We start from the raw sequence: 16,378 nt of genomic DNA, 5'->3' as shown, positions 1-16,378 counted from the left end.
CAGGCATGTCGCTGAGCAGCCTCGCACTGATCGATAACTGGCCGGTTCCCTCCGCCGCGGCGGGTGTCGTACGGGCGGACGGCACGGTCCTGGGTACGCACGGCCCCGTCGCGCACCGCTTCCCGCTGGCCTCGGTCACCAAGCCGCTGGCCGCCTACGCGGTCCTCGTCGCGTACGAGGAAGGGGCCGTCGAGCTCGACGAACCGGCCGGGCCGCAGGGCTCGACGGTGCGGCATCTGCTCGCGCACACCTCGGGGCTGGCCTTCGACGAGCACCGGGTGACGGCCCCGCCCGGGGAGCGGCGGCTGTACTCGAATGCCGGGTTCGAGCAGCTCGGAGACCATGTGGCCAAGGCGACGGACATCCCGTTCGGGGAGTATCTGCGGCAGGCTGTGCTGGAGCCGCTGGGCATGACGGCCACGTCGCTGGAGGGCTCGCCGGCGAAGGACGGGGTGTCGACGGTCGAGGATCTGCTGCGGTTCGCGGCGGAGGTGCAGGCGCCGCGGCTGCTGGACCCGCGGACGGTGGCGGCGGCGATGACCGTGCAGTACCCGGGGACGAAGGGTGTGCTGCCGGGGTACGGGCACCAGAACCCGAACGACTGGGGGCTCGGCTTCGAGATCCGGGACGGCAAGTCGCCGCACTGGACGGGTTCGGCGTCCTCGCCGCGCACCTTCGGACACTTCGGTCAGTCGGGCACGTTCCTGTGGATCGACCCGGACGCCGGGGCGGCCTGTGTCGCGCTGGCGGACCGGGCGTTCGGGCCGTGGGCGGCCGAGGTCTGGCCCGGCTTCACGGACTCGGTTCTCGCCGAGCTGTAGTCCCCTCCGCCGCGAGGGCCTCGCCCTCCCCTTCGGTGTCGATGTGCGGCAGCAGCCGGTCCAGCCAGTGGGGCGTCCACCAGGCGTGCGGGCCCAGCAGCGTCATCACGGCGGGCACCATGAGCAGCCGGACCACCGTGGCGTCGATGAGCACACTGACGGCGAGGCCAAGGCCCAGCATCTTGACCACGATGTTGTCGCTGATGATGAACGCCGCGAAGACGCTCACCATGATCAGCGCGGCGCAGGTGATGACGCGTGCGGTGATCTCCAGCGCGTGGGCGACCGAGTCCTTGGCGTTCCCGGTGCGCAGCCAGGCCTCGTGCACCCGGGACAGCAGGAAGATCTCGTAGTCCATGCTGAGCCCGAAGATGATGGCGAACATCATCATCGGCACATAGCTCTCGATGGGCACCTTCCCGTGGACGCCCAGTGCGGGTCCGCCCCAGCCCCACTGGAACACGGCGACGACGACGCCGTACGAGGCCGCGATCGACAGGACGTTGAGGACGGCGGCTTTCACGGCGACGAGCAGGCCGCGGAAGACCGCGAGGACGATCAGGAAGGCGAGGCCGACCACGACGGCGATGATCACCGGCAGCCGCTGCGCGACGATGTCGCGGAAGTCGACCTGGACGGCCGTCGTCCCGGTGACGTAGCCCTTGGCGTCGGTGCCGGAGGCGGCGTCGGGGAGGGTGTGGTCGTAGAGCCGGTTCGTGAGGTTGGTGGTGTCCTTGTTCTGCGGGGACACCGACGAGTAGACCGTGCCGACCAGGACGTCGCCGTCCTGCGTCGGCATCAGCGGGCTGACGAAGGAGGTCCCGGGCTCGTCGTTCAGGGCCTGCTGGGTCTTCGAGGCCAGGTCCGAGCGCTGCGAGTCCGGTACGGAGGTCTGGTCGACCACGACGGTGAGCGGCCCGTTGGAGCCGGCGCCGAACGCGTCGGTCATCAGATCGAAGGCCCGCCGGTCGGTGAAGGACTTGGGGTCGGCGCCGTCGCCGATGTGGCCGAGCTGGATCGAGAAGACGGGGATGGCCAGCACCGCGACGGTGACGACGCCGGCGGACAGGTACCGCCACGGATGGTGCTCGACGCGCTTGGCGTAGCGGTGCCAGGTGCCCTCGGACGTGTCGCTGCCGGCCTCGGTCTCGGCGATGGGCTTGCGCACATGCCAGCGGTCGATCTTGCGGCCGAGCAGCCCCAGCATGGCCGGGACCAGGGTCAGCGCGCCCAGGACGGCGGAGACGACCGTGACGGCCGCGGCGACGCCGAGCAGGCCGATGAAGCTCACGCCGGACACCCACAGGCCCATCAGGGCGACGATCACCGTGGTCCCGGAGACCAGGACCGCGCGTCCGGAGGTGGCGGCGGCGTGGCCGGCGGCGTGCACCGGGTCGGCGCCGTCCATGAGGTTCTGCCGGTGCCGGGTGAGCAGGAAGAGGGCGTAGTCGATGCCGACACCCAGGCCGATCATCGTGGCCAGGGTGGGCGAGACCGTGGCGAAGGTGAACGCGAGGGCCAGCAGTCCGAGGCAGGCCAGGCCGCCGACCACCGCGATCAGTGCGGTGACCAGGGGCAGTCCGGCGGCGAGCACACTGCCGAAGCCGATCAGCAGGACGACGATGGCGACGGCGAACCCGATCGCCTCGCTGATCCGGTCGTTGCCGGCGGGACGGGCCAGCTCGCCGAGCGATCCGCCGTACTCGACGTCGACGCCGGCCTCTCTGAGCGGCTCCACGGCGTTGTCGACGCCGTGCAGGTAGCTCTCGCCGAGAAGGGAGGGCTGTTCGTTGAAGCGGATGGTGATGTAGCCGGTCTGCCCGTCCGAGGACAGCGGCCCGACCTTCGAGGAGGTGGCCTCCAGCGGGTTCTGCACCGACAGCACCTTCGGCAGCTTCTCCAGGTCGGCGACGGCGGTCGACATCTGCGAGCTGACCGAGGTCAGGGACTTGTCCGCGTCGTGCATGACGATCTGGCTGCTGTAGCCGCCGGCCTGCGGATCGTGCTCCTTGAGGACGTCCAGGCCCTCCTCGGACTGCACGTCGGACAAGGCGAAGTTGTTCTCGTACTCCCCGCCGTGGATGTGGTTGAGAGCCTGGAGCACGCCGAGTGCCACGACCCAGGCGACGATCACGATCACGAAGTGGTGGGCACACCACTCACCGAGCCGTCGCAGTCCCCCGGTCCGGGTCTTGTCCTGTCCCCCTGCTGCTCTGCCTTCTGCCATGGCCCCCGGCTCTTCTCTGCCGAGCGAGTGTCGGACCCCTTCATTTGAAGTCCCTGGGATCACTCCGGCATCCCCGGCCCGGCACCTACTGGGCCATTGGGGCCATCTCCCACACCAGCAGCTCCGCCGCGGTCACCGCGACGGCCTCCACGTCCTTGGCGTCCGTGATGCGCCCCGCGTCGCCGGCGCCCAGCTCCTCGCCGTCCAGGCGCACGTCGCCGCGCACGACGTGCACGTACAGGAACGCCCCGTCCGGCACCGCCGTCCGCTCCCCCGCCCCCAGCCGCCGCACATGGAGCATCGCGCCCGCCTCCGGGACGGCGTACGGCGTCGAGTCCGCGATGCCGTGGACGATCTCGTACGACGGGTCGCCGCCCGGCGTCAGCGGGGCCAGCCAGGTCTGGATGAAGGTGAGGGGCGTGCCCGCGTCGTTGCGTTCGACGTGCCGTACGCCGCCCGCCGAGCTCAGCCGCTGGACGTCGCCGGGGCCGACCCGGGTCTCGTGGCCCGTGGAGTCGCGGTGGGTCAGTTCGCCCTCGACAACCCAGGTCACGATCTCGGTGTGGCTGTGGGGGTGCTCGTCGAAGCCGGCGCCGGGGGCGAGCCGCTCCTCGTTGCAGGCGATCAGCGCGCCGAAGCGGAGGTTGTCGGGGTCGTAGTGCGGGCCGAAGGAAAAGGCGTGGCGTGACTCGATGCCCGCTGCCGGATCCCCTCCGGGATAGCGCTCCGCGGCGCGCCGTACGTCCATCACGGGCACCACGGTAGCCCTGCCGGGCGGCCGGCACGGGTAAGTGCCCACCACGGCTCACTGTGCCGACGCGGAGGCCCGACGGGTGAAGCACGATCGCCGTCCCGACACCGGCTGAGGCGCCCCGGAGGCGACCGAGCCCTCAAGCACAACCCCCCTCTGGCACGCACTCGCGTCCGGATAAGGCAGTCTTGTCCCCGTGCCCGAACCCGTATCCCGTAAGTCCGAACCCGCCGCGCGCGACGTCCACCAGCACGCAGCGACCCTGAAGCGGCTCGAGAAGTCCTCCGGATCGCTCGCCGCGCAGGCCATCACGCGGATGGACGAGACGCTGCCGTGGTACCGGGCCATGCCCCCGGAGAACCGTTCCTGGATCGGCCTCGTGGCCCAGGCCGGTATCGCCGCCTTCACCGAGTGGTTCCGGCATCCCGACGCGCCCCAGGCGATCTCCACCGACGTCTTCGGGACCGCCCCGCGCGAGCTGACCCGCGCGATCACGCTGCGCCAGACCGTCGAGATGGTGCGCACGACCATCGAGGTCATGGAGTCGGCCATCGACGAGGTCGCCGCTCCCGGCGACGAGAGCGTGCTGCGGGAGGCCCTGCTCGTCTACGCCCGGGAGATCGCCTTCGCCACCGCCCAGGTCTACGCCCAGGCCGCCGAGGCGCGCGGTGCCTGGGACGCGCGCCTGGAGTCGCTCGTCGTGAACGCCGTGCTCAGCGGCGAGGCCGACGAAGGGGCCGTGTCACGGGCCGCCGCGCTCGGGTGGAACTCGCCCGAGCATGTGTGCGTGGTGCTCGGGACGGCGCCCGACGGGGACAGCGAGCTGACGGTCGAGGCCATCCGGCGGGCCGCCCGGCACGCGAAGCTCCAGGTGCTGACCGGGGTGCTCGGGGACCGGCTGGTCGTCATCGCGGGCGGCAGCGACAGCCCGCTGGCGGTCGCCAAGTCGCTGATCGGGCCGTATGCCGCAGGTCCCGTCGTCGCGGGGCCCGTCGTACCCGATCTGCTGGCCGCCACGCGGTCCGCGCAGGCCGCGGCGGCCGGGCTGAAGGCTTGTACCGCCTGGCAGGACGCCCCGCGGCCGGTCCTTGCGGACGATCTGCTTCCGGAGCGTGCCATGGCGGGCGATCCCAGTGCGCGCGAGCAGTTGGTGGAGGAGATCTACAGACCGCTGGAGGAGGCCGGGTCGGCGCTTCTGGAGACGCTTTCCGTCTATCTCGAACAGGCGAGCAGTCTGGAGGGCGCCGCGCGGATGCTGTTCGTGCATCCCAACACCGTGCGCTACCGGCTTCGACGTGTGACTGACGTCACCGGCTGGTCGCCGTCCGATGTACGCTCCGCGTTCACTTTGCGGATCGCGCTGATCCTGGGGCGTCTGGTCGACGGCGATCTCCAGCTCTAGGCTTTTGTCGGGGGCCCACAAAACGCCCCCGTGTTCTTCGTCCTTGTCCTCACGGGCGGCCGTGCCCGTCCCCAAGAGAGAGTGTGAGAGTGCTCGTACTCGTCGCTCCCGGCCAGGGCGCCCAGACGCCCGGCTTCCTGACCCCCTGGCTCGAACTCCCCGGTGTCCGCGGTGCCCTCGAGGCATGGTCCGACGCCGTGCAGCTCGACCTCGTCCGCTACGGCACCGAGGGCGACGCGGAGGAGATCCGCGACACCTCGGTCGCCCAGCCGCTGCTGGTGGCTGCCGGGCTGGCCTCCGCGTACATGCTCTTCGACGACCCCGCCGAGCTGCCCCGGAAGGTCGGCGCGATCGCCGGGCACAGCGTCGGCGAGCTGACCGCCGCCGCCCTGGCCGGAGTGCTCCCCGACGAGGAGACCGTCCGGCTCGTCCGCGCCCGTGGCCTGGCCATGGCCGAGGCCGCCGCGATCACCGAGACCGGCATGTCGGCGCTGCTCGGCGGCGACCCCGAGGTCAGCGTCGCGCACCTGGAGAAGCTGGGCCTGACCCCGGCGAACATCAACGGCGCCGGGCAGATCGTGGCCGCGGGCACCATGGAGCAGCTCGCCGCGCTGAACGAGGACAAGCCCGAGGGCGTGCGCAAGGTCGTGCCGCTGAAGGTGGCCGGTGCCTTCCACACGCACCACATGGGCCCCGCCGTCGAGAAGCTCGCCGAGGCCGCCAAGGAGCTCGTGCCCGGCGACCCGCGGCTCACCTACGTCTCCAACAAGGACGGCAAGGCGGTCGCCACCGGCACCGAGGTGCTGGAGCGTCTCGTCGGGCAGGTCGCCAACCCGGTCCGCTGGGACCTGTGCATGGAGACCTTCAAGGAGCTCGGCGTCACGGCCCTGATCGAGGTGTGCCCGGGTGGCACGCTGACCGGTCTGGCCAAGCGCGCGCTGCCGGGTGTGAAGACCCTGGCCCTCAAGACCCCCGACGACCTGGACGCTGCTCGCGAGCTCATCGCAGAGCACGCCTGACAAGGAGCCCTGAGCATGGCGAAGCTGAAGCCCAGCAAGGGCGCCCCGTACGCGCGCATCCTCGGCGTCGGCGGCTACCGTCCGACCCGGGTCGTGCCCAACGAGGTGATCCTGGAGAAGATCGACTCGTCCGACGAGTGGATCCGTTCGCGCTCCGGCATCGAGACGCGGCACTGGGCGAACGACGAGGAGACCGTCGCCGCGATGTCGATCGAGGCGTCCGGCAAGGCGATCGCCGACGCGGGGATCGCCGCCGAGCAGATCGGCGGCGTGATCGTCTCGACCGTGTCGAACTTCCGGCAGACCCCGGCCGTCGCGACCGAGATCGCCGACAAGCTCGGCACGAACAAGGCCGCCGCCTTCGACATCTCGGCCGGCTGCGCGGGCTTCGGCTACGGCCTGACCCTCGCCAAGGGCATGATCGTCGAGGGTTCCGCCGAGTACGTCCTCGTCATCGGCGTGGAGCGACTGTCCGACCTCACCGACCTGGAGGACCGTGCGACGGCCTTCCTGTTCGGCGACGGCGCCGGGGCGGTCGTGGTCGGTCCCTCCCAGGAGCCGCACATCGGCCCGACCGTGTGGGGCTCGGAGGGCGACAAGTCCGAGACGATCAAGCAGACGGTGCCGTGGGACCAGTTCCGGATCGGCGATGTCTCCAAGCTTCCGCTGGACAGCGAGGGCAACGTCAAGTTCCCCGCGATCACGCAGGAGGGCCAGGCGGTGTTCCGCTGGGCCGTGTTCGAGATGGCGAAGGTGGCCCAGCAGGCGCTGGACGCGGCCGGAATCACCTCGGACGACCTGGACGTCTTCATTCCGCACCAGGCCAACGAGCGGATCATCGACTCGATGGTGAAGACACTGAAGCTGCCGGAGCACGTCACGGTCGCCCGCGACGTACGCACCACCGGCAACACCTCGGCCGCCTCGATTCCGCTCGCGATGGAGCGGCTCCTGGCGACCGGTGAGGCGAAGAGCGGCGACACCGCACTAGTCATCGGATTCGGGGCGGGTCTCGTTTACGCCGCCACGGTCGTTACTCTCCCCTAGGCACTCCGTGCCGGATCATGCGAGCCGGCACGGGAAACGCACCACCTGCCGCTGCTGCGGTGGGCGCGCCAAACCCTCTGAAGAACCTGAACAACAACGAAGGAGCGCCAAGATGGCCGCCACTCAGGAAGAGATCGTCGCCGGTCTCGCCGACATCGTGAACGAGATCGCCGGCATCCCGGTTGAGGACGTCCAGCTGGACAAGTCCTTCACCGACGACCTGGACGTCGACTCGCTGTCCATGGTCGAGGTCGTCGTCGCCGCCGAAGAGCGCTTCGACGTGAAGATCCCGGACGAGGACGTCAAGAACCTCAAGACCGTGGGCGACGCGACCGACTACATCCTCAAGCACCAGGGCTGATCCCCTGATCAGGCCCCAGGGCTGACTGCCCCGCCACCCGGCGGTGGCGCCGCTGAATCCTCGTATCCGTTGGAGAAAGAATTCCCGTGAGCTCGACCAATCGCACCGTGGTCGTCACCGGTATCGGCGCAACCACACCGCTGGGTGGCGACGCAACCTCTACCTGGGAGGGCCTGATCGCCGGACGTTCCGGTGTCAAGCCCCTGGAGCAGGACTGGGCCGCCGACCAGGCGGTCCGTATCGCCGCGCCGGTCGCGGTGGAGCCGACCGAGGTCATCCCGCGGCCGCAGGCCCGCCGACTGGACCGCTCGGCGCAGTTCGCGCTGATCGCCGCGCAGGAGGCCTGGAAGGACGCCGGCTTCGCGGCGAAGGCCGGGGAGGACACCACTGTCGACCCGGACCGCCTCGGTGCTGTCATCGCCTCCGGCATCGGCGGCGTGACGACCCTGCTCGACCAGTACGACGTGCTCAAGGAGAAGGGCGTCCGCCGCGTCTCCCCGCACACCGTCCCCATGCTGATGCCGAACAGCCCGTCCGCGAATGTGGGTCTGCTGGTGGGCGCCCGCGCGGGTGTGCACACGCCGGTCTCCGCCTGCGCGTCGGGCGCCGAGGCCATCGGCTACGCCATCGAGATGATCCGCTCCGGCCGCGCCGACGTCGTCGTCGCGGGTGGCACGGAGGCGGCGATCCACCCGCTGCCGATCGCCGCGTTCGGCAACATGATGGCGATGTCCAAGAACAACGAGAACCCGCAGGGTGCGTCGCGTCCCTACGACGTCGCCCGCGACGGCTTCGTCCTCGGTGAGGGCGCCGGCGTGATCGTCCTGGAGTCCGCCGAGCACGCGGCCAAGCGCGGTGCCCGCGTGTACGCCGAGGCGGTCGGGCAGGGCATCTCCGCCGACGCGCACGACATCGTGCAGCCGGAGCCCGAGGGCCGCGGCATCTCGCACGCGCTGCAGAACCTGCTGGACCGCAACGACCTGGACCCGGCGGAGATCGTGCACGTCAACGCGCACGCGACGTCGACGCCGGCCGGTGACATCGCTGAGCTCAAGGCGCTGCGGAAGGTGTTCGGCGACGACGCCGACCACATGGCGGTGTCCGCGACGAAGTCGATGACCGGGCATCTGCTCGGTGGCGCCGGTGGCGTCGAGACGGTGGCGACGGTGCTCGCGCTGTACCACCGGGTCGCTCCGCCGACCATCAACGTCGAGAACCTCGACCCGGAGGCCGAGGCGAACGCCGACGTCGTCCGCGGTGAGGCGCGCAAGCTGCCCGTCGAGGGCCGGATCGCCGCGCTGAACGACTCGTTCGGCTTCGGCGGCCACAACGTGGTGCTGGCGTTCAGGACCGTCTGAGCGGCATCCATAGCATCCATACGTAGGTCGTCCATACGTACGTGAAGGGGCCCCACCTTTCGAGGTGGGGCCCCTTCATGTGTCCAAGTGTCAGCAAGTGTCAGACCACCTGGTGCAACCAGCGCACCGGCGCTCCCTCACCCGCGTACCGGAACGGCTCCAACTCGTCGTCCCACGGCTTGCCCAGGAGCTTGGCGATCTCTGCCTCCAGGTCCGTCTCGCCGTGCTGGGAGCGGGTCAGGGCGGCGCGCAGGCGGTCCTCCGGGATGAGGATGTCGCCGTGGATGCCGGTGACGGCGTGGAAGATGCCCAGGTCGGGGGTGCAGCTGTAGCGCTCGCCCTCGGCGGTGGGGCAGGGCTCGGCCGTGACCTCGAAGCGCAGGAGGTGCCAGCCGCGCAGGGCGGAGGCCAGCTTGGAGGCGGTACCCGCCTCGGCCTGCCAGGAGAACTCCGAGCGCCAGGTGCCGGGCGCGGCCGGCTGCCGGATCCAGTCGAGGTTGACGCGCGTGCCGAGCACCCCGGCGACGGCCCACTCGACATGCGGGCACAGCGCGCGCGGCGCGGAGTGCACGTACAGAACTCCACGTGTCGTCACCGGGACCTCCGGGCAGAGCGGACATCTTGCGAACTGGCGGACGATAGTGGCCGGGCAGCCACGTTGATGGCGAGGCTACCGTGCGGCGGCGCAAGGAGTGTGACGTACCGTCGGTCCAGGTGCCGGGAAACGCCCGTCATTCACCCGGCAGGACGCTTGTACGGGTGTGAGCCGTTGCATGAGACGGCCGGGAACCCTCGTGCGTTGTTATTGGTTGTGAACCATGACAGGGCCGAGTGAGGGGATGGACCGGGTATGCGGAAGCGGCGGCACCTCTCGCGCGCTGTCCTCGCCGCCGTGACCACGGCCGTGCTGGGCGTGGCCGGTTGTGACGCCATCGGCGGCAACTCCCCGGAGCCGTCCGGCAGCGACGCGCCGAGTGCGCGGCCGAAGCCGACTCCGACCTGGGACCGCAGCCCTGCCTCGGTCGCGGCCGTGGGCGACTCCATCACGACCGGTTTCGACGCCTGTTCGGTCCTGTCGGACTGCCCCGAGGTCTCCTGGGCGACCGGCAGCAGTCCCCGCGTCGACAGTCTCGCCGTCAGGCTGCTGGGCAGGGCGAAGGCGGCGGAGCGGAGCTGGAACTACGCGGTGACCGGGGCGCGGATGGCCGACGTGCCCGGGCAGATGGCGCAGGCGGTGACACGCCGGCCGGAGTTGGTGGCGGTGATGGCGGGGGCGAACGACGCCTGCCGGGACACGACCGCCGCGATGACCTCGGTGGCCGACTTCCGGACGCAGTTCGAGGACGCGATGGGCACGCTGCGCGAAGCGCTGCCGAAGGCCCAGGTCTACGTCGCAAGCGTGCCGAATCTGATGCGGCTGTGGGAGCAGGGCCGTACGAGCCCGATGGGCAAGCAGGTCTGGAAGCTCGGCATCTGCCCGTCGATGCTGGGCGACGCCGACTCCCTGACCGCGGCGGCGAACCAGCGGCGCGAGACGGTGCAGGAGCGGGTCGAGGCGTACAACGACGTGCTGGAGCAGGTCTGTGCGAAGGACCGCCGCTGCCGGTTCGACGACGGCGCGGTGTACGAGTTCCGCTTCGGCGGCAAGCAGCTGAGCCAGTGGGACTGGTTCCATCCGAGTGTCAACGGCCAGGCACGGCTTGCCGAGATCGCCTACCGGACCGTCACGAACTAGTGTTCCGCTCATGAGCGAACACTTCGGCACACTTTCCGACGGCACCCCGGTCCACCGCTGGACGCTGGAGCGCGCGGGCCTGCGGGTACGGGTGCTGTCGTACGGCGGGATCGTGCAGTCGCTGGAGGTGCCGGACCGGGAGGGGCACGCCGCGAGCGTGGTGCTGGGGTTCGCCGGCCTGGAGGGCTATGTGTCGCACCCGGGGCCCTATCTCGGCGCCCTGATCGGGCGGTACGCCAACCGGATCGCGCACGGCCGCTTCCCGCTGGACGGCCTGACGTACGCGCTCGACCCCAACGACCCGCCCAACTCCCTGCACGGCGGCGCACGCGGCTTCGACAAGCGGGTGTGGGAGATGACGCCGGTCGAGCACGGTGTGCGCCTGAGCCGGGTCAGCAGGCATGGCGAGGAGGGCTTCCCGGGGCAGCTGGAGGTCTCGGCGACCTACTCCCTGTCGTCCGACGGGGCGCTGCGGATCGCGTACGAGGCGGTGACGGACGCGCCGACCGTGGTGAACCTGACCAACCACAGCTACTTCAACCTCGCCGGAGCGGGTTCGGGCAGCGCGAGCGGCCATGAACTGCGGCTGGCCGCCTCCCGGTACACCCCGGTCGACGCGGACCTGATCCCGACCGGCGACCTGGACGAGGTCGCCGGCACCCGCTTCGACTTCCGCCGGACCAGGAAGGTCGGCGCCGGGTACGACCACAACTTCGTGCTGGACAAGGGGGTGACGGGAGCTGCGGAGGAGGTCGCCGAGCTGTACGACCCGTCGACCGGGCGGGCGCTGAGGGTGGCGACCACCGAGCCCGGGCTCCAGCTGTACACCGCCGAGCATCTGACCGAGCCCTTCGCCCCGGGCGACGGCATCGCGCTGGAGACCCAGCACTTCCCCGACTCCCCGAACCGGCCGGAGTTCCCGAGCACGGTGCTGCGGCCGGGCGAGGTGTTCCGGTCGGAGACGGTGTACGGCTTCTCCGTCCGTTAGCGGGAGCGCAAGCCGCGGCCTGCCCGGGGACGAGCCCCGGCCCGGGCGTCAGGACCGGACCGGGGCTGTTCCTGGGGCACTTCTCCCGCGTCAGACGTTAATCGTCGCCGTCACCCGACGGTCGGCGATCGAGCGGCCCACCTGGATCTCGTACGAACCCTTCACAAACGTCCACGAATTGGTCTGCTCGTCCCACATCTCGAAAGCGCGGCGCGGAAGTTCGATGACGGCCTCGGCCGTCTCGCCGGGCCCCGCCGCCACGCCCGCGAATCCGGCCAGTCCGCGCGCCGGGCGGTCGGTGCCGGGCTCGGCCGGCGCCAGGTAGACCTGCACGACCTCGCGCCCCGCACGCTCGCCGGAGTTGCGGAGGCGGACCGTGACCGTGGTCCCCTCGACCTTGACGGACTCGTAGGTCCACTCGGTGTAGCCGAGGCCGTGCCCGAAGGGGTACGACGGGACCCGGCCCTCCTTCTCCCAGGCGCGGTAGCCGATGAAGACGCCCTCGTCGTACGGGAGTTCGCCGGCCGAGGGCACTACCTGGGTGACCGGGGCGTCGGTCAGGGAGCCCCAGGTGGTGGGCAGCCGGCCGCCGGGCTCGTGGGCGCCGGTGAGGACGTCCGCGAGTGCCGCGCCGGCCTCCTGGCCGGGGAACCAGCCGAGCAGCACCGCGGCGACGTCCTCGCGCCACGGCAGTTCCACCGGGGAGCCGGAGTTGACGACCACGACGGTGTTGGGGTTGGCGGCGGCGACGGCGCGGACCAGGTCGTCCTGGTGGCCGGGCAGGGTGAGGTCCGTGCGGTCGAAGCCCTCGGACTCGACGCGGTCGGTGGTGGCGACCACGACGACGGCCGTGTCGGCGGTGCGGGCGGCCTCGACGGCTTCGGCGATCAGCTCGTCGGGGTCGCGCTGCGGCTCCTGGTGCGCGAGGGTGAAGCCGACGACCCTCAGCGGGGCGCCCTCGGGGAACTCGACGACGTGGGTGAGGGAGACCTCGACCGGTGCGCCGGCGGTGAGTTCGGGCTGGGCGCGGGGGACGGGAGCGCCGAAGAAGGCGGCGAAGGGGTCCGCCTTGGCGGGGCGCTCGACGTCGTCGTAGTACGTCGTGCCGTCGATCGTGAGCTTGAACGCGCCGATGCCCTTGATGCCGAAGGTGTGCGGGCCGGTGTCGCGCGGGGTGAAGGTGCCGGTCAGCTCGACGGTGCGCAGGGTCTCGTGGGTCACGCCCTCGGGGAGGTCGCCGCCCATCCACTGGATGTGGCCGTTGGGGGCGGAGCCGGTGCCGATGACGTTCCCGTCGGCGTCCCGGCACACGGCCCGCAGTTCGAAGCCCTTGTCGGCGATGCCGAGTTCGGTGTTCGGGTCGGCGCCGACGGCGTAGGCGAGGGTGCCCTCGGGGAGGGCGGCGGTGAGGCCGTCGAGCGGGGAGACGATCCGGTCGGGGAAGACGGTGGCGGAGCCGCCGCCCAGGACCCGGGCGTCCCGGGCTGCGGCGCCGATCAGCGCGACGGTGGCGTTCGGCCGCAGCGGGAGGGCGTCGCCCTGGTTGCGGACCAGGACGAAGGAGCGGCGGGCGATCTCGCGGGCGAGTCCGGGGCCGTCGACGCTCTCGGGGTACTGGGTGACGACGGGCTCGGCACCGTCGAGGATGCCGACACGGGCGGCGAGCCGCAGGACGTTGCGCACGGCGTCGTCGACCTTGGCCTCGGTCACCTTCCCGTCCCGTACGGCCTGGGCGAGGGGCTCGCCGTACACGGTCTGCGGGCCGGGCATGGCGACGTCGAGGCCGCCCTCGATGGCGCCGACGGTGGACCGGGCGGCCATCCAGTCGGAGACGTTGTAGCCGTCGAAGCCCCATTCCCCGCGCAGGACTTCGTTCACGAGGTACTGGTGCTCGCTCATCGTCGTGCCGTTGACCGTGTTGTAGGCGGTCATGATGCCCCAGGGGTGGGCGTTTTCGACGATGATCTCGAAGGGCGCCAGATACAGCTCGCGCAGGGCGCGTTCGGAGACGAGGTTGTTGACGGTGAAGCGCTCGGTCTCGGCGTCGTTGGCGACGAAGTGCTTCACGGTGGTGCCGACGCCGCCGGACTGGACGCCGTTCACATAGCCCGCGCCGATGGTCCCCGTCAGGTACGGGTCCTCGCTGTACGCCTCGAAGTGGCGGCCGCCGAGCGGGGAGCGGTGGAGGTTGACGGTGGGGGCGAGCAGCACGTGGACGCCCTTGCGGCGGGCCTCCTGGGCGAGGAGGGTGCCGGCGCGGCGGGCGAGGTCCGGGTCCCAGGTGGCGGCGAGGGCGGTGGGCGAGGGCAGCGCGACGGACGGGTCGTCGGCGGTCCAGTGCACGCCCCGCACACCGATCGGGCCGTCGGACATGACGAGGGACTTCAGGCCGATCTCGGGCAGCGCGGGCAGGGTCCAGGTGTCCTGGCCGGAGAGCAGCCGCGCCTTCGCGTCGAGGTCGAGCGCGGCGAGGGCGGCCTCGACGGCCGCCTCGCGTGCTTCGTCGGCCTGCGTACGGGTTCCCGCCATCGCGGTTCCTCCTCGTTGAGTCCGGACTGTGCCTCCATCCTGCATCGGCTACCTGTAGACCGGTAGGTTTCGTTATCTTGCTGTTATATTATGGGTACGACGATGCCGTACGGTGACGCCATGAACGCCAGGGTCAGAAGCGAGGAGCGCCGCGCCGAAATCGTCCGGGCGGCCCTGGAGGTGATCGCCGAGCGCGGTTACCGGGGGGCGAGCCTCGCCGCGGTGGCCGAGCGGGTCGGGCTCACCCAGCAGGGGCTGCTGCACTACTTCCCGACCAAGGACGCGCTGCTCGTCGCGGTGCTCCAGGAGCGGGACCAGTGGGACGCCGTACCCGACACGCGGTGGCGCGTCGACCTGCTCGCCTCGCTCGTCGAGTACAACGCGATGCGGCCCGGCATCATCCAGACCTTCTCGGCGCTGCTCGGCGAGAGCGTGACCGACGGGCATCCCGCGCGCGAGTACTTCTCCGAGCGCTACACGCGCGTGCGGGCGAGCATGGCGGAGGTCCTGCGCGTCGAGTACGGCGACCGGCTGCCGAACGGGCTGACACCGGAGCGTACGGCGCCCCTGCTGGTCGCCGTCATGGACGGGTTGCAGTACCAGTGGCTCCTGGACCCGGAGTCGGTGGACATGCCGGGCGCGTTCCGCGACTTCCTCAGCCTGCTGGGCGAGGACGCGGACTGAGGGCGGCGACGACCTCGACCTCCACGCGGGCCTGAGGCCTGAACAGCCTCGGCACCTCGAAGGTCATGCTGGTGGGCGGGGTGCCGGCGAGGAACTGCCGCCGTACGGTGCCGTATTCGTCCAGGGTGCCGATGTCGGTGAGACAGGTGCGGATGTTGATGACGTCCGCCAGCGTGGCGCCATGGGCCTCGAGCAGGGCGGCGATGGTCTCGAAGATGCCGCGGGTCTGCTCGGCGACCGTGGCGCCCTCGGCGATCTGCCCGGAGAGGAACAACAGCGCGCTGCCGTCGGCGTGTTCGACGCGGGCGACCTGGGAGTAGTACGGGCTCAGGGGCTGGGGTGCGGAGGGCGGGTTGTCGACGGTGATCTGCATGCCGTCGACGCTAGGTGCGGGCTTGTGATGCGACAAGCGAATGTCCAGCATGGCTGCCATGCCGAAACAGCATGAGCACCAGCAGGAGACTCAGCTTGAGTTCCCCGAGGTCTCCAGTGTGTGGCTGAGGGCGTTCCTGGAGGTCGCCCGGCTCGGTTCCTTCACCGGCGCCGCCCGGACCCTCGGGTGGACGCAGTCGGCGGTGTCCCGCCAGATCTCCACGCTGGAAGGGGCCCTGGGCGGGGCCCCGCTCTTCGACCGGCTTCCGCGGGGCGTGCGGCTCACCGAGGCCGGGCGGGTTCTCGTGCCGTATGCCGAGGCGATCACGGAGTCGTTGCACGGGGCCGTGCGGGAGCTGGCCGCGCTGCGTGAAGTGGCGGGCGGACGGCTGCGGTTCGGTGCCTTCGCCACGGCCGACGCGGGGCTGGTGCCGCAGGCGCTGGCCGCCTTCCGCGCCGCGCACCCCCGCGTTCGGGTCACCCGCGAGGAGGGCTTCACCCCGGCCCTCCTGGACCGGCTCACCGCGGGCCACCTCGACCTCGCGGTCGTCTCGACCACGGGCCGCGCCCCGCTGGAGGCGTACGAACTCCACCACCTCCTCGACGAGTCCCTGTACGTCGCCGTCCCCGCCGGTCATCCGCTGGCCGGCAGCGAACCCGTCCGGCTCGGCCGGCTCGCCGACGCCGAATGGATCTCCGGCAGCTCCCGCCCCGAGGGCACCCTCCTCGACGTGGCCCTGCGGCAGGGCTTTCAGCCACATGTCGCGCACGTCGTCGGCGAGTGGACCGCCAAGCAGGGGTACGTCGCCGCCGGCCTCGGAGTGGCGCTGGTCCCGGCGCTGGCCGCGGCGTCCGTGCGCCCGGACGTCCGGCTGGTACCGGTGCTCGACGAGGGCGGGCCGGCGCGTGCGGTGTACGCGGCGACGGTGCGAGGGCGGTCGCCGGTGCCGGCTGCGGAGGCGTTCGTGGGGGCGCTGCGGGAGGCGGCGGTGTCGGTGGGGGTGCCGGCGCGCGCCACGGCGTAGTCCACACCATGGCGTAGTCCCCTCCCGCCACGCGATACTTCCGGCGTCCCGCACGACGC

At 71.1% G+C, this 16,378-nt stretch carries 15 protein-coding genes and 1 pseudogene; 10 read left to right on the top strand and 6 right to left on the bottom strand.

The genetic code is table 11. The features are described from left to right. The first annotated feature begins 5 nt into the window (after positions 1-5). A complete protein-coding gene (locus OHT51_RS29525; protein WP_328881947.1) occupies positions 6-821 on the top strand; it encodes a serine hydrolase domain-containing protein in 816 nt (271 codons plus the stop codon). Here OHT51_RS29525 and OHT51_RS43400 read toward each other — a convergent pair. The 3 genes and pseudogenes from OHT51_RS43400 to OHT51_RS29515 all read right to left on the bottom strand — a co-directional run bounded on the left by OHT51_RS43400 (position 793) and on the right by OHT51_RS29515 (position 3,796). Further along, positions 793-1,770, bottom strand: a complete 978-nt coding sequence (locus OHT51_RS43400) for an MMPL family transporter (RefSeq protein WP_443052737.1) — start codon at positions 1,768-1,770, stop codon at positions 793-795. The two genes, OHT51_RS29525 and OHT51_RS43400, sit on opposite strands and share 29 nt — an antisense overlap. A gap of 141 nt (positions 1,771-1,911) precedes the next feature. Next, positions 1,912-3,048 (bottom strand): annotated as a pseudogene (locus OHT51_RS43395) (MMPL family transporter); the annotation flags it as partial. Between the two features lie 85 nt (positions 3,049-3,133). Beyond that, positions 3,134-3,796 (bottom strand): pirin family protein, encoded by a 663-nt coding sequence (locus OHT51_RS29515; protein ID WP_328884479.1) that lies wholly within the window; start codon positions 3,794-3,796, stop codon positions 3,134-3,136. A 199-nt stretch (positions 3,797-3,995) separates the two neighbouring features. Between OHT51_RS29515 and OHT51_RS29510 the strand changes: the two genes are divergently transcribed. From OHT51_RS29510 to fabF, 5 genes are all read left to right on the top strand, one after another. Next, a complete protein-coding gene (locus OHT51_RS29510) occupies positions 3,996-5,201 on the top strand; it encodes a PucR family transcriptional regulator (RefSeq protein ID WP_328881945.1) in 1,206 nt (401 codons plus the stop codon). 89 nt (positions 5,202-5,290) lie between these two features. Then, positions 5,291-6,220: an ACP S-malonyltransferase gene (locus OHT51_RS29505; protein WP_328881944.1), complete on the top strand. Its 930-nt coding sequence runs from the start codon at positions 5,291-5,293 to the stop codon at positions 6,218-6,220. 15 nt (positions 6,221-6,235) lie between these two features. Continuing rightward, positions 6,236-7,267, top strand: a complete 1,032-nt coding sequence (locus OHT51_RS29500; RefSeq protein WP_328881943.1) for a ketoacyl-ACP synthase III — start codon at positions 6,236-6,238, stop codon at positions 7,265-7,267. A gap of 112 nt (positions 7,268-7,379) precedes the next feature. After that, positions 7,380-7,628: an acyl carrier protein gene (locus tag OHT51_RS29495; protein ID WP_004001566.1), complete on the top strand. Its 249-nt coding sequence runs from the start codon at positions 7,380-7,382 to the stop codon at positions 7,626-7,628. 86 nt (positions 7,629-7,714) lie between these two features. Then, the gene (gene fabF, locus OHT51_RS29490) at positions 7,715-8,986 is read left to right on the top strand and encodes a beta-ketoacyl-ACP synthase II (RefSeq protein WP_328881942.1); all 1,272 of its coding nucleotides are present in this window, start codon (positions 7,715-7,717) and stop codon (positions 8,984-8,986) included. A gap of 100 nt (positions 8,987-9,086) precedes the next feature. On the opposite strand, the gene OHT51_RS29485 is transcribed toward fabF, so the two are convergent. After that, the gene (locus OHT51_RS29485) at positions 9,087-9,581 is read right to left on the bottom strand and encodes a DUF3145 domain-containing protein (RefSeq protein ID WP_328881941.1); all 495 of its coding nucleotides are present in this window, start codon (positions 9,579-9,581) and stop codon (positions 9,087-9,089) included. 255 nt (positions 9,582-9,836) lie between these two features. On the opposite strand from OHT51_RS29485, the gene OHT51_RS29480 reads away from it, so the two are divergent. Beyond that, positions 9,837-10,721 carry an SGNH/GDSL hydrolase family protein gene (locus OHT51_RS29480; RefSeq protein ID WP_328881940.1) on the top strand — a complete coding sequence of 295 codons (885 nt, stop codon included), beginning with the start codon at positions 9,837-9,839 and terminating at the stop codon, positions 10,719-10,721. A 10-nt stretch (positions 10,722-10,731) separates the two neighbouring features. Beyond that, complete coding sequence (locus tag OHT51_RS29475; protein ID WP_328881939.1) at positions 10,732-11,709, top strand: aldose epimerase family protein; 978 nt, start codon at positions 10,732-10,734, stop codon at positions 11,707-11,709. A 90-nt stretch (positions 11,710-11,799) separates the two neighbouring features. Here OHT51_RS29475 and OHT51_RS29470 read toward each other — a convergent pair whose 3' ends face one another. Further along, positions 11,800-14,238 (bottom strand): beta-glucosidase family protein, encoded by a 2,439-nt coding sequence (locus tag OHT51_RS29470; protein ID WP_328881938.1) that lies wholly within the window; start codon positions 14,236-14,238, stop codon positions 11,800-11,802. A gap of 102 nt (positions 14,239-14,340) precedes the next feature. Between OHT51_RS29470 and OHT51_RS29465 the strand changes: the two genes are divergently transcribed. Further along, the gene (locus OHT51_RS29465) at positions 14,341-14,922 is read left to right on the top strand and encodes a TetR/AcrR family transcriptional regulator (protein WP_328884478.1); all 582 of its coding nucleotides are present in this window, start codon (positions 14,341-14,343) and stop codon (positions 14,920-14,922) included. Here OHT51_RS29465 and OHT51_RS29460 read toward each other — a convergent pair. Continuing rightward, the gene (locus tag OHT51_RS29460) at positions 14,894-15,295 is read right to left on the bottom strand and encodes a RidA family protein (protein WP_328881937.1); all 402 of its coding nucleotides are present in this window, start codon (positions 15,293-15,295) and stop codon (positions 14,894-14,896) included. The genes OHT51_RS29465 and OHT51_RS29460 overlap by 29 nt on opposite strands. A 49-nt stretch (positions 15,296-15,344) precedes the next feature. Here OHT51_RS29460 and OHT51_RS29455 point away from each other — a divergent pair, with 49 nt between their 5' ends. After that, positions 15,345-16,319, top strand: a complete 975-nt coding sequence (locus OHT51_RS29455) for a LysR family transcriptional regulator (RefSeq protein ID WP_443052595.1) — start codon at positions 15,345-15,347, stop codon at positions 16,317-16,319. The last annotated feature ends 59 nt before the right edge of the window (positions 16,320-16,378 follow it).

Source organism: Streptomyces sp. NBC_00299, assembly GCF_036173045.1.
Classification (GTDB): Bacteria; Actinomycetota; Actinomycetes; order Streptomycetales; family Streptomycetaceae; genus Streptomyces; species Streptomyces machairae.
The sequence above is the reverse complement of the archived record's forward strand: the minus strand, read 5'-3'. Positions and strand labels throughout refer to the sequence as shown.